The organism is Spirilliplanes yamanashiensis, assembly GCF_016863475.1.
Lineage (GTDB): Bacteria > Actinomycetota > Actinomycetes > Mycobacteriales > Micromonosporaceae > Spirilliplanes > Spirilliplanes yamanashiensis.
Map to the genome: position 1 here is coordinate 14,545 of NZ_BOOY01000008.1, position 13,881 is coordinate 28,425.

The window sequence follows — 13,881 nt, forward strand, 5'->3', positions numbered from 1 at the left end:
AGATGAGCGCTGCGAAGAGCGGTTCCCCCCGCAAGCGGAAGGGGGGCCACGAGGAGCACGAGGAACACGTCAACCACGAGCGCTGGCTGGTGTCGTACGCCGACATGCTGACCCTGCTCTTCGTGCTCTTCGTGGTGCTGTTCTCGATGAGCAACGTCGACAAGCAGAAGTTCGCCGAGCTGGCCGCCGGCCTGTCCGCGGGCTTCGGCGCGCAGAGCGCCGCGTTCGCCGGTCAGACGTCGTCGCTCGACGGCGCCGGCCAGAGCACGAACGTCGTGCCGATCGACCCGGGCACCAACCCGGGCCTGGGCGGCAAGGGCGACGCGAAGACGAAGGAGCAGAAGGAGCAGGACGAGGCGGTCCAGCGGGCCGTCGCCGCCGAGAAGCGCGCCGAGGCCTCGGCCGACGCGCAGGCCGCCGTCAAGGAGGCCGAGAACCTGAAGAAGATCCAGGAGCAGATCACCGCGGCGCTCAAGAAGAAGGGCCTGCAGGACAACGTCAAGTTCACGATCGACGAGCGCGGCCTGGTGGTCACCGTCGTGACGAACGAGATCGTGTTCGAGGGCAACCGGGCGGAGCTGCGCCAGGGCGGCGTGGCGATCCTGAACGCCATCGACGCCACGCTCAAGGGCCTGCCGAACAACCTGCAGATCGACGGCCACACCAACCAGCTCAACGTGAAGACGACGTTCTACCCGAGCGGCTGGGAGCTGTCGACGGCCCGCGCCTCGTCGGTCGTCCGGCACCTGGCGGCGCACGGCATCTCGCCGCTGCGGATGACGGCGTCCGGCTACTCGGACACCCGTCCGCTGATCGACCCGAAGGACCCGCGCTCGGTGACCATGAACCGCCGCGTGGACATCGTCGTGCTGTCGAGCCTGCCGGCCGACCAGCGCGTCCTGCTGCCGGCCGCCGCGGGCACGAAGAACGTCACCGCGGCTGCCGATACGACTACCGCACACGACTGACACACCGAGCCGACCAGGAGGGGGATTCCGATGGCTGAGAACGAGGCGGCGGAGGCCGCACCGAAGAAGAAGTCCAAGCTGCTGCTCGTCATCATCATCGCGGTGGTCGCCCTCGGTGGCGCGGGCGCCGGCGCGTACATGATGCTCAAGCCGTCCGAGGACGCCGCCGCGACGGCGGAGGCCGAGAAGGCCGAGCCCGGCGAGGTCGTGAAGGTCGAGGCCGTCACGATCAACCTGGCCGACGGCCACTACCTGAAGATGGCGTTCGCCCTGCAGGCCACCGCCGACGCCGCCGAGGCGCCGGACCCCAGCAAGGCGCTGGACGTCGCGATCAGCACCTACACGGACAAGCCGATCGCCGAGCTGTCCACGGCCAAGGGCCGCGACACCGCCAAGAAGGAGTTCCTCGAGAAGATCGAGGCGGCGTACATGAATAAGGAGACCAAGACCTCGTCGGTCATGGACGTCTACCTCACCACGTTCGTCACGCAGTGATCTTCCGTCCCGGGCTCAGGAGGCCGCGGACGGTGCCGATGGGCACTTTGTGACCACGTCGCCGTCCGCGGCCTCCCCCGCCCGATCGCCGGGCCGGATGTCGCGCCGGACCGGCAACGCCGGGCCGGCGCCGTACGACTTCCGGCGGCCGATCAAGCTCTCGCGCGAGCACGTGCGGGCGCTGCAGATCGCGTTCGAGACGTACGCCCGCAGCTGCGGCACCCAGCTCACCACCCGGCTGCGGGTGACCAGCAGCGTCACGCTCGCCGGCATCGACCAGGTGAACTACGACGAGTACGTGCAGTCGCTCAACAACCCGACCGTGATCAGCATGGTCACGCTCGACCCGCTGCCCGGCGTGGTGCTGATGGAGATGTCGTCGGCGGTGACGATGGCCTGCATCGACCACATGCTGGGCGGGCCGGGCGGGCCGCAGCCGGAGCGCCCCCTCACCGAGGTGGAGGTGCCGCTGCTGCGGGGGCTGCAGGAGAAGATGCTCGGCGAGCTGCGCTACGGCTTCGAACAGCTGGTCGACATCCGCCCGCAGCTGGGCGGCCTGGAGTACAACGCGCAGTTCCTGCGGGCCCACCAGCCCGGCGACGCGGTGATCGTGGCCGCGTTCGACATGAAGGTGGGCGCCGCGGAGTGCACGGCGACGTTCTGCATCCCGTTCAACACGATCCTGCCGGTGCTGCAGAAGGAGGAGGCGGTCGAGACGACCGCCGCCGAGCGCCGCGTGAAGGACCTGGCGCACCGGAACCTGTCCGCCGGCCTGTCGGCGGCCCCGATCGACGTGGCCGTCCGGTTCCACCCGATCCGGATGCGCACGGACGACATCGTCGGCCTCCAGCCGGGTGACGTCGTCCCGTTGACGCACTCCACCAGCAGTCCCCTCGACATCGTCGTGAACGGCACCACGTTCGCCCACGCGGTGCCCGGCAACCAGGGCGCGCGGCTCGCCGTCCTCGTCGTCCCCTCGCCCATGGAGGAACCCCGCTCATGACCGCCCTCACCATCGCCGAGCCGCAGCTCGCCCTGGCCCGGTCGGCGGCGCAGGCGGCGCTGGAGGTGCTGCCGACGAGCCGGACGCTGTCCGTGGGCGCCCCCGCCGTCGTGGCGCCGGACGCGCTCCCGGCGGGCCAGGCGGTGACGGCGAAGTTCAGCGGCGCCGCGACCGGCGAGGTCGTCGTGGTGGTCGGCCAGGATCTGGCGGACGCGCTCAAGGCCAGCCCGCTCGGCGAGCTGGACGTCGCGGCCGCCGTGCGCCCCGCGCTGGAGGCCGCCGTCCGCGTGTTCGGCCCCGTCGTGCTGGACCCGGGCCAGCTGATGGAGGCCCAGGTGGCGCTGAGCGCGCTGGCCGCGAAGCCCGACGCGGTCGCCGTGCCGCTGCTGGACGGCGCGGAGACCGGCGGCGTGATCGCCCTGGCGCTGACCCCGTGGCCGGCCGAGACCCCGGCGTTCCGCCCGAGCCCGCTCGGCGGCGGCCGCAACAGCGGCCTGGACATGCTGCACGACGTGGAGATGGAGGTCTCCGCCGAGCTGGGCCGCACCCGGATGAGCGTGCGCGAGCTGCTCACCCTGCACCCGGGGGCCATCGTCGAGCTGGACCGGGCCGCGGGCAGCCCTGCCGACCTGCTGGTCAACGGGCGGTTGATCGCCCGCGGCGAGGTCGTCGTGGTGGACGAGAACTTCGGCATCCGGATCACCGAGATCGTGTCACCGGGCAGCGAGGGCTAACCGGGTGGAAGCGGTCAAGCTGGGTCTCCAGATCGTCTTCTCGCTCGCCGTCGTCTTCGGGCTGATGTGGCTGCTGGCGAAGATCGCCAAGCGCCCGCTGACCGGCGGCCGGGGCGGGGCGCTGTCGGTGGTCGCGCGCCAGCAGCTCACCCGCACCGCGAGCGTGGCCGTGGTCCGGGTGGCCGACCGCGCGCTCATCGTGGGCGTGACCGAGAGCCAGGTGAGCCTGCTCGGCGAGACCGAGCTGGAGGCGCTGGAGGAGACGGTCCCGCACCCGGAGCACCGCGACTCGATGCTGCTGTCGGCCGACGCCACCCAGCCGCACCAGGGGCCCCTGGCGGGTTCCGCGCTGTCGCCGCGCACCTGGTCGGCGGCGGTCAACGCGCTGCGCGAGCGGACGGCCCGCCGATGACCGGCCGGCGCCGGCTCCTGCTGGGCCTGGCCGTGCTGCCGGCGGTGCTGGCCGGCACGGCGTCGGGCGCCGCCGCGGCGCCGGCGCCGCCCAGCCCGGCCGTGAGCCCGTCGGCGCCGACCGTCGGCATCAACATCGACGGCTCCACGGTGCCGCCGTCCAGCTCGCTGACGATCCTGCTGGCGCTGACCCTGCTGTCCGTCGCGCCCGCCCTGCTGCTGCTGTGCACGTGCTTCACGAAGGTGTTCGTCGTGCTCGGCATCACCCGCAACGCCCTGGGCCTCACGACCGTGCCGCCGAACCAGGTGCTGGCGGGGCTGGCGCTGTTCCTGACGCTGTTCATCATGGGCCCGACGCTGTCGGAGATGAACGACCAGGGCGTGCAGCCCTACATCAAGGGCGTGAAGAGCCAGTCGGTGGCGTTCAAGGACGGCGTGGAGCCGCTGCGCGAGTTCATGCTCAAGCAGACCCGGCCGGACGAGATCGCGCTGATGACCCGGGTCTCCGACGCCGAACGGCCGGCGACGCCCGAGGACGTGCCGCTGACCACGCTCATCCCGGCGTTCATCCTGTCGGAGCTGCGGGCCGCGTTCATCATCGGTTTCGTCATCTTCATCCCGTTCCTCATCATCGACATGGTCGTCTCCGCGTCGCTGATGTCGCTGGGCATGATGATGCTGCCGCCGGTCACCGTCGCCCTGCCGTTCAAGCTGCTGCTGTTCGTCCTCGTCAACGGCTGGGGCCTGGTCATCACCGCCCTCGCGGGCAGTTATTAGGCTTTCCGTGGCTGCCACCGAGCGGCAACGGATCGCTGCTCGGCCCGCACCCGAGCAGGGCCGAACAGGATCGCGTGACCGACGTACAGATCATTCAGATCGGCCTTCAGGCCATGACCATCGCCGCCAAGCTCTGCGCGCCGATCCTGCTCACGGCGCTGCTGATCGGGTTCGCGATCTCGCTGTTCCAGAGCGTGACGCAGATCCAGGAGGCCACGCTCTCCTTCGTGCCCAAGGCGCTCGGCGTCGGCATCGCGCTGCTGCTCAGCGGCAACTGGATGCTGCACGAGATGATCACGTTCACCACCCAGCTGTTCGAGAAGATCCCGACGCTGCTGGCCGCCGGCTGACCCGGCGGCCCGGACGGGGGGCGTCGTGATCGACATCGACGCCCAGATCGGCAACCTGGTCGCCCTCATGCTGGCGGCCCTGCGCACCTCGGCGTGGATCATCATCTGCCCGCCGTTCAATTCCCGGCTCATCCCCCGCCAGGTCAAGATCCTGCTGGCGATCGGGCTGTCCCTGCCGATGGCCGACAAGGTCCAGGGGACGCTGCCCGACATCGGCACCATGGCGCTCATCGCGACCGCCGCGCTCCAGGTGGTCATCGGCGCCTCGCTCGGCTTCGTGACCCTGCTCTTCTTCGCGGCCATCCAGGCCGCCGGCGACATGCTCGACCTGTTCGGCGGCTTCTCCCTCGCCCAGGCCTACGACCCGCTGTCGCAGTCGCAGAACTCCGTCTTCGGCCGGTTCTACAACCTGCTCGCCGTGACGCTGCTGTTCGGCACCCAGGGCCACATGCTCATCATCCGGGGCTTCCTGCAGACCTTCGACACGCTGCCGCTCGACCGCGCGCTGTCGATGGCGACCCTGAACCGCTTCCTGACCGCCGGCGTCGGCGAATTCTTCGTCTCCGCGCTGCAGATCGCCGGCCCGCTGATCGCCGTGCTGTTCCTCACCGACATCGCGTTCGGCCTGCTCAACCGCGCCGCGCCCGCGCTCAACGCGTTCGGCCTCGGCTTCCCCGCCAAGATCTTCCTGACGCTGTCGCTGGCCGGCACGGCCATCGCGGTGCTCCCCCGCGCCCTGGAGGGCCTCGTCGACCAGGCGGTCCGGGCGGTCGTGACACTCAGCGGCGGCTGACGCCCGCCGATCAGGATTACCGGTAGGGCAGAGGGGGTGATCCGGCATCAGCGGCGAGAAGACCGAGAAGCCGACACCGCAACGGCTCGCGAAGGCCAAGCGCGAGGGCCAGATCGGCCGGTCCCAGGAGGTCGGCGCCTGGTTCGGCATGCTGACGGCCAGCTTCATCCTGCCGCGCACGCTGGAGGCGGCCGTCGGGCACGCCCGCGAGGCGCTGACCCGCCTGCCCGCCGTGATCCAGAACCCCGACATGGCCGTCGCGATGGACATCCTCAAGTCCGGCGCGATGGGCGCCGCCACCGCCGTCGCGCCGCTGGCCTTCGCCGTGATGCTGGTCGGCATCATGGGCGCCGGCGCGCAGGGCGGCATCCGGGTCGCCACGAAGCTGTTCATCCCGAAGTTCAACCGGCTGAACCCGTTCCCCGGCATCAAGAAGATGCTCGGCACCCAGTCGCTGTGGGAGGGCGCGAAGGCGCTCATCAAGACCGGCGTGCTGGGCGTCGTGCTGTACCTGACGGTCAAGGACCTGCTGCCCGTGCTGCTGACCGCGGGCCAGCTGCCGCTGGGGGCGCTGCTGACCATCGTCAAGGACACCGTGCTGACGCTGGTGCGGTACGCCGCCGCGGCCGGCATCGTGCTCGCCGCCGCCGACTACGCCGTGATCAAGAAGAAGTCGATGAAACAGCTCAAGATGTCGAAGGAGGACATCAAGCAGGAACACAAGCAGCAGGAGGGCGACCCGCACGTCAAGGGACAGATCCGGTCCAGGCAGATGGCGATGGCCCGCAACCGGCAGATGGCCGACGTGCCGAAGGCCGACGTGGTGCTGGTCAACCCGACCCACGTGGCCGTCGCCCTGCGCTACGACCCGATGCGCGGCGCCCCGCGCGTGCTGGCGAAGGGCCAGGGCGCCATCGCCACCAAGATCCGCGAGCTGGCCACCGAGCACCGCATCCCGATGGTGCAGGACGTGCCGCTGGCCCGCGCGCTGCACAAGGGCACCGAGGTCGGCCAGGAGATCCCCGCCGAGTTCTACGGCGCGGTCGCCAAGGTGCTGGCGTTCGTGATGAGCCTCAAGGCCAAGGGATCCGCCGCCGGCACCCACCGCAACCCCAACCCGACACCCATCCCGACGGCCGCCTGAGCATCTGCCGAAACATTGCCCTCAGAACGACGGCCTTGTCGCCGAAAAGGATGACGCCAGGGATGGCAGTCGTCAGGGCATGGAACGCCCGGCCGTAGCGCCGTGCGAGGTGTTGTGAAGAACCAGCAGCTGGGCAAGCTCGCCGTACCCGTGGGCGTCATCGCGATCATCGTGATGATGGTCGTTCCGCTGCCCACGTTCCTGCTGGATCTGCTCATCGCCGTCAACATCACGGGTGCGCTGCTCACGCTGCTGGTCAGCATGTTCGTCACCCGCGCCCTTGACTTCTCGGTCTTCCCCGCGCTGCTGCTGGTCTTCACCCTGTTCCGGCTCGCGCTGAACATCAGCGCCACCCGCCTCGTGCTCAGCGAGGGCGACGCCGGCAAGGTGATCCACGCGTTCGGCGACTTCGTCATCGCCGGCAACCTGGTCATCGGCCTGGTGGTCTTCGCGATCCTGGTGATCGTCCAGATGATCGTCGTGACCAAGGGCGCCGAGCGCGTCGCGGAGGTGGGCGCCCGGTTCACCCTCGACGCGATGCCCGGCAAGCAGATGGCGATCGACGCCGACCTCAACGCCGGCCTGATCGACGAGGACACCGCCCGCAAGCGCCGCGCCGAGGTGGCCGCCGAGGCCGACTTCCACGGCGCCATGGACGGTGGCTCGAAGTTCGTCAAGGGCGACGCCATCGCCTCGATCATCATCACGCTGATCAACCTGATCGGCGGCTTCGCCATCGGCATGCTGCAGATGGGCATGTCGCCGGGCGACGCGATCCACACCTACAGCCTGCTGAGCATCGGCGACGGCCTCGTCTCGCAGATCCCCGCCCTGCTGCTGTCCGTCGCGACCGGTCTGATCGTGACCCGGTCGGCGACCGAGGGCGACATGGGGTCGAGCGTGCTGGAGCAGCTGGGCCGGCACAAGCTGGCGCTGCGCATCGTCGGCGGCGCCGCCCTGGCCCTGTGCATCATCCCGGGCCTGCCGAAGATCCCGTTCCTGCTGGTCGGCGCGGGCTTCCTGTTCGCCGCCCACAAGATCAAGCCGCCGCCGCCCGTCCTGGAGTCGGCCGCCGCGGACGACCCCGACCGGCCGTCGCCGGACTCGCCCGAGATGCTGCTCGGCGAGATGCGCGTCGACCCGCTGGAGCTGGCGATCGCGCCCGACCTCGTCGACCTGGTCGACCCGACCGGCGGCGACCTGCTCGACCGGGTCCGCGCGCTGCGCCGCAAGATGGCGCTCGAGCTGGGCATCATCATGCCGCCGGTGCGCACCCGCGACGACCTGGACCTGCCGCTGTCGTCGTACGCGATCCGGATCTCCGGCGTCGACGCGGCAGCGGGCCAGGCCCCGCCCGGCACCGTCCTGGCGATCGGCGACGGGCTGACGGCCCTGCCCGGCCGCGCGGGCGTCGAGCCGGTGTTCGGCCTGGCCGGCAAGTGGGTCCCCAGCGAGCTGCACTACCAGGCGGAGCTGACCGGCGCGACGGTCGTCGACCGCGCCTCGGTGATCATCACGCACCTGGCCGAGGTGGTCCGCGCCAACGCCAGCCGCCTGCTGGGCCGCGAGGACGTCCGCGCCCTGGTCGAGATGGTCAAGCGCACGAACCCGGTGGTCGTGGACGAGCTGACCCCGGCCGCGATGAGCCTGGGCCAGGTGCAGAAGGTGCTGCAGGCCCTGCTCGACGAGGGCGTGCCGATCCGCGACCTGGTGCGCATCTTCGAGGCGCTGTCGCTGCGGGCGAAGGTCTCCGTCGACCACGACGGCATGGTCGAGGCCGCCCGCGCCGCGCTGGGCCCGGCCATCGCCGCCCACCACACCAACGACGGCCGCCTGACGGTCATCACCCTCGACCCGCAGCTGGAGCAGCACCTGCTCGAGTCGCTGCGCCCCGGCGAGAACGGCAACTTCCTCGCCATCGACGGGATGCGCGCCGAGTCGATCGTGACCGAGTCGGGCCGGCTCATCGAGAACGCCGAGGCGTCGGGCGTGACGCCCGCCCTGGCGTGCTCCCCACAGCTGCGGGCGCCGCTGGTGCGCCTGCTCAAGGCGGGTAACCGCCGGGTGTCCGTGCTGTCGTACGCGGAGATCGCGGAGTCCAGCGCCCAGATCGAGACGATGGGGGTGGTGAACGGTGCCTACGCGGGTGTTGCTTGAGGGACCGGCCATCGAGCCACTGCTGACGCAGGTGCGTGAGGAGTACGGCTCCCAGGTGAAGATCATCTCTGCGGACAAGGTGCGCACCGGTGGCATCGGCGGGTTCTTCGCCAAGCAGAAGTACGAGCTGTCCGTCGAGGTGCCCGACGGACCGCCGGCGCCGGAGTCCGCCGAGCCGGGCGGGCCGCCGCCGAAGCGCAACGGTAACGCCAACGGCAGCGCCAACGGCAACGGCAAGGCGTCGCGGTCCGGCGTGACCGGCGGCAGCGTCACCGAGCCGGAGGAGGCGCTCACCCTGGAGCAGCTGCTGGCCCGGGTCGAGTCGCAGGACAACTTCAACGACGAGCCGGTCTCCCCGGCGCCCGCGCGCGGCCACCTGCCGCCGCGCGCCGGGATGCTGTCCACCAACGGAGCGGCGTTCGCCGAGGTGATGGCCGGCCTCGGCGCCGGGCCGGCGGCCACCGCCGACGACTCCGACGCCCCGGCCAAGCCGACCGTCAAGCCGTTCAAGCCCAAGCCCGCCAACGGCACTCCTGTGAACGGAGCCTCGACGAATCCCATGAAAGCCTCGACGAAGCGCAACCCGTACCTGGACGACGCCCTCATCTCGGACCTGACCTCGACGGCGGCCGCGCTGCTCGACGCGGCGGCCGCCCCCGAGGAGCAGCCGCCCGCGCCGCCCGTGCGCCCGGCCGAGCCGGCCCCGGTCGCCGCCCCGGCGCCGGTGGCCGCGCCGACGCCCGCCGCGGTGTACATCCAGCCCGCCGCGGTCGCGCCGCCGCCCGCCCCGGAGCCGGCCCCCGCGCCGGCCCCGGCGCCCGCGCCCGTCGCGCCGCCGCAGGCCGTGGCCCCGCCGGCCCCGCCGGCCCCGCCCGCCGCGCCGGCCCCGGCGCCCGCGCCCGCCACCGTCGTGGTGGAGACGCCGGCCGCCGAGCCGCCGGTCACGGTCGCGGGGACGCCCGCGGACGCCCCGACCCTGAAGCTCATGGCCGACCTGCGCGGGCTGGGCATGCCCGAGCACCTCGCGGCCGCCATCGAGGGCCCCGACGCGTACTCCGGCGTCATGAAGGCCCTGTCGCAGACCGAGCCGGCCCCCGGCCCGCCGGACCGCCCGGGCGACATCCTGGCGATCGCGGGCGAGCTGTCGCACGTCATGCCGGTGGCCCGCGCCCTCATGGAGGAGCTGCGGCTCGACGAGACCCAGCTGCTGCTGGCCGGGCCGTCGTGCGCCGGGACGGGCATCCACGCCTCGCGCCGGATCGAGAGCCTGGAGGACGCCGAGCGCCGCGCCCGGCGGATGCACCGGGCCGAGGCCGCGCACATCGTGGTCGTCGACGCCCCGATCTCCGGTTCGGGCGGCTCGTCGGTGCGGGACATGTGTGACGCGCTGGGCGCGAGCGCCGTGTGGGCCGTGGTGGACGCGACCCGCAAGACGACCGACTCGATCCGGCACGTCGACGCGATGGGCGACGTCGAGGCGATCGTCGTGCACGGCGTGCAACAGACCGCGGATCCGGCCTCAGTTCTGGCCCTGGACCTGCCGATCGTGTCCATGGACGGGCAGCCCGCCACGCGTCGTGCGTGGGCCACCCTGATCTGTGAGCGGCTGACCGCCGACCTCGACGAGACCGCGCCCGCCCGCCGGCGGCGCCGTACCCGGGAGCGCTGACCTTGGGCCTGATCCGACCCTCCGTACTGCTGCTCGCTCTGGCGATGGCTTCTCCGGCGCTGTACCAGTACCTCGTGGCGCAGGACCTCGACCTCGCCGAGACGCTCGCCCGGTACCTCATCGCGGTGCCGATCGCGGCGATCATGCTGGCGCTGTTCCGGATGGTGACGGCCGGCTACGGCCGGGAGAAGCGGGCCCTGACGCTGCAGAACGCCCAGCCGCCGGCCCCGCCGGTGGTCGAACCCGAACCGCTGTCCGCGCCGCCGAACTGAGCGGCCCGGCGTACCGTATCTCCGGTGAGACGCGGGGCGTTACCGAATCAGCGCATTCTGCACTGATTCGGCCATAATGGCCAAGCTGGTGAACTAGCGTGCCATGCGCCCCGAGAACGTCGAACCGGAGGTGCCGCATGGCCAGCCACCAGGCGAACGACCGCCCGATCATCGTCGTCGGCTGCCCGCGGTCGGGCACCACGATGCTCCAGCTGATGCTGCACGCGCACCCGCGCATCGCCGTCCCGCCGGAGAACCGGTTCGTGCTGCCCGCCTACCACCGCCGGGCCGAGTTCGGGAACCTGGAGGACGCGGCCAACCGCCGCCGGCTCGGCGAGTGGATCGTCGGCCACAAGGGCTTCGGCGACTTCGGGCTCGACCGGGCCGGGCTGGTCGAGGAGATCGTCGCGGCGCCCGGCACGCTGGGCTCCGCCATCGGCACCGTCCTGCGGGCGTACTCGGCCCGGTTCGGCAAGCCGCGGTGGGGCGACAAGCGGCCCGCCTACCTGCGCAACCTCGACATCGTGCTGCGCCTGTTCCCCGACGCGCAGGTGGTCAACATCGTCCGGGACGGGCGCGACTGCGTCGCCTCGCTCAAGGAGATGCCCTGGCTGGGCGAGTCGTTCGAGGCGATCGTCGGCAGCTGGGCGCGGGCCGTGGACGAGGGCGACCGGTGGGCCCGGCGCCTGGACGCCTCCTCGTACCACCAGCTGCGCTACGAGGACCTGGTCACCGACCCGGAGCCGCACCTGCGGGCGCTGTGCGCGTTCCTGGGCGAGGACTACGACCCCGCCATGGCCAAGCCGGGCGAGCAGGCGACGGTGGCCGTGCCGGCGTACAAGACGTGGCACTCCCGCACGCGCGGCGAGGTGACCACCGAGCGGGTGCAGAGCTGGCAGCACCGGCTGACGGCCGAGGAGCTGGCGCTGTGCGAGACGGCGCTGGCGTCCCGGCTCCGGTCGTGCGGCTACGAGCTGAGCGGGGCCGGCTCGCCGGGCGCCGCGGCCCGGGCCCGCTACGAGTGGGCCACCGTGCGGCACCGGCTCGCGCCGGCCCGGCGGGCGGCCGTCGCGCTGGGCCTGAAGCTGCGCCCCGAGCCGCCCGTGGCGGCCCGTCTGACCAGCCGGCAGGGCGCGTCGGTGGAGGCGGCCGTGCCGGCGCCCAGCGCGCCCGTGACGCCGCCGCCGGCGGCTCCCGTGTCGCCGGCGAGCATCCACGCGGAGTCCCGCGCGAGCCGGGCCGAGGCGGCGCCCGCCCTGCCGCCCGCGCAGGCCCAGACGCACGAACGCGCGGCCCGGCAGGCGCAGCCGCCCGCCTGAGCCGCGCGCCCGTGACAGGAGCCCGCGACGGCGCCCCTACGGGGCCATCGAGAGGGCGAACCGGCCCTTGCCGTACCGCGCGACCTCGACGACCAGGTCGAGCCGGCGGCCCAGGGCGAGCAGGTGCGCGGCGGCGTCGCTGGGCAGCGCCTGCCCGGGGACGACCACCTGGTGCAGCTTGACGTGCGGGGCGCCCTCGCGGTTGAGCAGGCTGGTGAGCACGTTGCACAGCTCGGCCACGTTCTCCGCCAGCACCGGCGTGAGGGTCTTCTCGTCGATGGCGTCCTCGGCCGCGCCCGCCGGGAGCAGGCCCAGGGCGGCGCCCGCGTTGGCGGCGAGGCTCAGGTCCATGCCGAGGACGGCGGCGATCTGCGAGCGCTCCGTGAAGATCGCCACGACCGCCTTGTCGAGGTCGGCGCGCTCCATCGGCATTCCGGGGGAGACGGTGACCTCGCGGCCGAGCAGGTCCTCGAAGAGGTTGCGCACGGCCAGCGAGGCAGGAATCACCGAAGTATCTGACATGGCTTAATCATCCCATTAGTTCAGAGAAGTCCTACCCCAGAATGCCGGAGAAGACCTCGTCGAATCGCTCCGCGGTGAACGGCTTGACGATGAAGAACTTGGCGCCCGCGGCCTCCGCCTGCGCCTGCATCTCGGCGGTGCACTCCGACGTCACGAACCCGAAGGTCACGTCGTTGCCGGCCGCCCGCAGCTTGCGCAGCACCTCCACGCCGGTCATCTCCGGCATGTTCCAGTCCGAGATGACCAGGTCGGGCGACTCCGCCACCGTCTTGTCGTACGCCTCGCGGCCGTCCGCGGCCTCGACCAGGTCGTGCCCGTCGAAGCCGGCCTGGCGCAGCGTCCGGGTGACGATCTGCCGCATGACCCGGCTGTCGTCGGCGATCAGGATCTTCACGCGACCCCACCTTCCTTCACGTCGGTACGGCTCTGCCACATCGTGACCGAGATCGGTTCGCCCTTCCACGTGCCGTAGAGGCCCGCGACCTGCACCGCCGAGGGGTACCGCGACGCCGACTCGGGAGCCAGCACCACCTGCGGCAGGGACAGGAAGCAGCCCGCCGGCAGCATCGCCTTGACGTTGCCGCCGACGATGTTGGCCAGCTCGCCCAGCACGTCCGCGAGGTCCTCGGCGCTGACCTCGTCGGGCTCCATCGCCAGGAAGGCCGCCGCCGCCTGCTTAGCCGCCTCCTGCGACGAGCCGTACACGACCACGCCCTGCCAGCTGCCGGTGATCGACACCGAGGAGTGCACCTCGGACGAATTGGCGCCCTTCTCGACCGGGATCAGGGGCTCGACGCCCTCCGGATCGAGGTACGACGTCCAGACCTGCTCGACCATCTCGGCCAGGTCGGCGACGTTCGGAACCGTCTGCACACTCATGGGTTCGCTCCGGTCGGTGTGAGGCCCAGCAGGGCCAGTTTGTCGATCATGGAGTCCTCCGTGAACGGCTTGATCACGTACTCGTGGGCGCCGGCCGCGAGAGCTCGCACGATCTGGCTCTGCTCGCTCTCCGTGGTGACCATGACCAGCGTCATGTCCCGCAGCCGCGGGTCCTTGCGGGCGCGCGTGACGAACTCGAGCCCGTTCATGACCGGCATGTTCCAGTCCACGAGCGCCAGCTGCGGCGGTTCGGTCAGCTCCGCGATGGTGTCCAGGGCGGCCTGGCCGTCGCCGGCCTCCACCGCGTCGAAGCCGATCTTGGCGATGATGCGGCGCAGGATCAGCCGCATGGCGCGCGAGTCGTCGATGATGATCGCCAGCACGGTGC

General features: G+C 71.6%; 17 protein-coding genes. 13 read left to right on the forward strand and 4 right to left on the reverse strand.

What is annotated here, in order from left to right; all coding sequences use genetic code 11:
- Positions 1 to 2 precede the first annotated feature (2 nt).
- From Sya03_RS06995 to Sya03_RS07055, 13 genes are all read left to right on the forward strand, one after another.
- Positions 3 to 968 (forward strand): flagellar motor protein MotB, encoded by a 966-nt coding sequence (locus tag Sya03_RS06995; protein ID WP_203937368.1) that lies wholly within the window; start codon positions 3 to 5, stop codon positions 966 to 968.
- 30 nt (positions 969 to 998) lie between these two features.
- A complete protein-coding gene (locus Sya03_RS07000; protein ID WP_203937369.1) occupies positions 999 to 1,463 on the forward strand; it encodes a flagellar basal body-associated FliL family protein in 465 nt (154 codons plus the stop codon).
- A gap of 97 nt (positions 1,464 to 1,560) precedes the next feature.
- Positions 1,561 to 2,466 carry a flagellar motor switch protein FliM gene (locus tag Sya03_RS07005; RefSeq protein ID WP_203937370.1) on the forward strand — a complete coding sequence of 302 codons (906 nt, stop codon included), beginning with the start codon at positions 1,561 to 1,563 and terminating at the stop codon, positions 2,464 to 2,466.
- A complete protein-coding gene (gene fliN / locus Sya03_RS07010) occupies positions 2,463 to 3,200 on the forward strand; it encodes a flagellar motor switch protein FliN (RefSeq protein WP_203937371.1) in 738 nt (245 codons plus the stop codon). Before Sya03_RS07005 ends, fliN begins: the two co-directional genes overlap by 4 nt.
- Before the next feature lie 4 nt (positions 3,201 to 3,204).
- Positions 3,205 to 3,612 carry a flagellar biosynthetic protein FliO gene (fliO, locus tag Sya03_RS07015; RefSeq protein WP_239107175.1) on the forward strand — a complete coding sequence of 136 codons (408 nt, stop codon included), beginning with the start codon at positions 3,205 to 3,207 and terminating at the stop codon, positions 3,610 to 3,612.
- Positions 3,609 to 4,388 (forward strand): flagellar type III secretion system pore protein FliP, encoded by a 780-nt coding sequence (gene fliP, locus Sya03_RS07020; protein ID WP_203937372.1) that lies wholly within the window; start codon positions 3,609 to 3,611, stop codon positions 4,386 to 4,388. The genes fliO and fliP overlap by 4 nt, the downstream gene beginning before the upstream one ends.
- A 74-nt stretch (positions 4,389 to 4,462) precedes the next feature.
- Positions 4,463 to 4,738, forward strand: coding sequence for a flagellar biosynthetic protein FliQ (locus Sya03_RS07025; protein WP_203937373.1), 276 nt, complete (start codon positions 4,463 to 4,465; stop codon positions 4,736 to 4,738).
- Between the two features lie 25 nt (positions 4,739 to 4,763).
- Positions 4,764 to 5,531 (forward strand): flagellar biosynthetic protein FliR, encoded by a 768-nt coding sequence (locus Sya03_RS07030; protein ID WP_239107176.1) that lies wholly within the window; start codon positions 4,764 to 4,766, stop codon positions 5,529 to 5,531.
- Positions 5,532 to 5,577: 46 nt separating this feature from the next.
- Positions 5,578 to 6,675, forward strand: a complete 1,098-nt coding sequence (locus Sya03_RS07035) for an EscU/YscU/HrcU family type III secretion system export apparatus switch protein (RefSeq protein WP_203937640.1) — start codon at positions 5,578 to 5,580, stop codon at positions 6,673 to 6,675.
- A gap of 102 nt (positions 6,676 to 6,777) precedes the next feature.
- Positions 6,778 to 8,832, forward strand: a complete 2,055-nt coding sequence (locus tag Sya03_RS07040) for a flagellar biosynthesis protein FlhA (protein ID WP_239107177.1) — start codon at positions 6,778 to 6,780, stop codon at positions 8,830 to 8,832.
- The gene (locus tag Sya03_RS07045; RefSeq protein ID WP_239107178.1) at positions 8,822 to 10,501 is read left to right on the forward strand and encodes a hypothetical protein; all 1,680 of its coding nucleotides are present in this window, start codon (positions 8,822 to 8,824) and stop codon (positions 10,499 to 10,501) included. Before Sya03_RS07040 ends, Sya03_RS07045 begins: the two co-directional genes overlap by 11 nt.
- 44 nt (positions 10,502 to 10,545) lie before the next feature.
- Entirely contained in the window at positions 10,546 to 10,773 is a 228-nt protein-coding gene (locus Sya03_RS07050; RefSeq protein ID WP_239107179.1) for a hypothetical protein, read from the forward strand.
- A gap of 137 nt (positions 10,774 to 10,910) precedes the next feature.
- On the forward strand, positions 10,911 to 12,092 hold the full coding sequence (locus Sya03_RS07055; RefSeq protein WP_203937375.1) for a sulfotransferase family protein: 1,182 nt from the start codon (positions 10,911 to 10,913) through the stop codon (positions 12,090 to 12,092).
- A 36-nt stretch (positions 12,093 to 12,128) separates the two neighbouring features.
- On the opposite strand, the gene Sya03_RS07060 is transcribed toward Sya03_RS07055, so the two are convergent.
- Genes Sya03_RS07060 through Sya03_RS07075 form a run of 4 tightly spaced genes read right to left on the reverse strand, consistent with a single transcriptional unit; the run spans position 12,129 to position 13,876 of the window.
- On the reverse strand, positions 12,129 to 12,599 hold the full coding sequence (locus tag Sya03_RS07060; protein ID WP_239107180.1) for a hypothetical protein: 471 nt from the start codon (positions 12,597 to 12,599) through the stop codon (positions 12,129 to 12,131).
- Between the two features lie 46 nt (positions 12,600 to 12,645).
- Entirely contained in the window at positions 12,646 to 13,008 is a 363-nt protein-coding gene (locus Sya03_RS07065; protein ID WP_203937377.1) for a response regulator, read from the reverse strand.
- A complete protein-coding gene (locus Sya03_RS07070; RefSeq protein ID WP_203937378.1) occupies positions 13,005 to 13,493 on the reverse strand; it encodes a chemotaxis protein CheX in 489 nt (162 codons plus the stop codon). Before Sya03_RS07070 ends, Sya03_RS07065 begins: the two co-directional genes overlap by 4 nt.
- Positions 13,490 to 13,876: a response regulator gene (locus Sya03_RS07075; RefSeq protein ID WP_203937379.1), complete on the reverse strand. Its 387-nt coding sequence runs from the start codon at positions 13,874 to 13,876 to the stop codon at positions 13,490 to 13,492. Before Sya03_RS07075 ends, Sya03_RS07070 begins: the two co-directional genes overlap by 4 nt.
- Positions 13,877 to 13,881 lie beyond the last annotated feature (5 nt).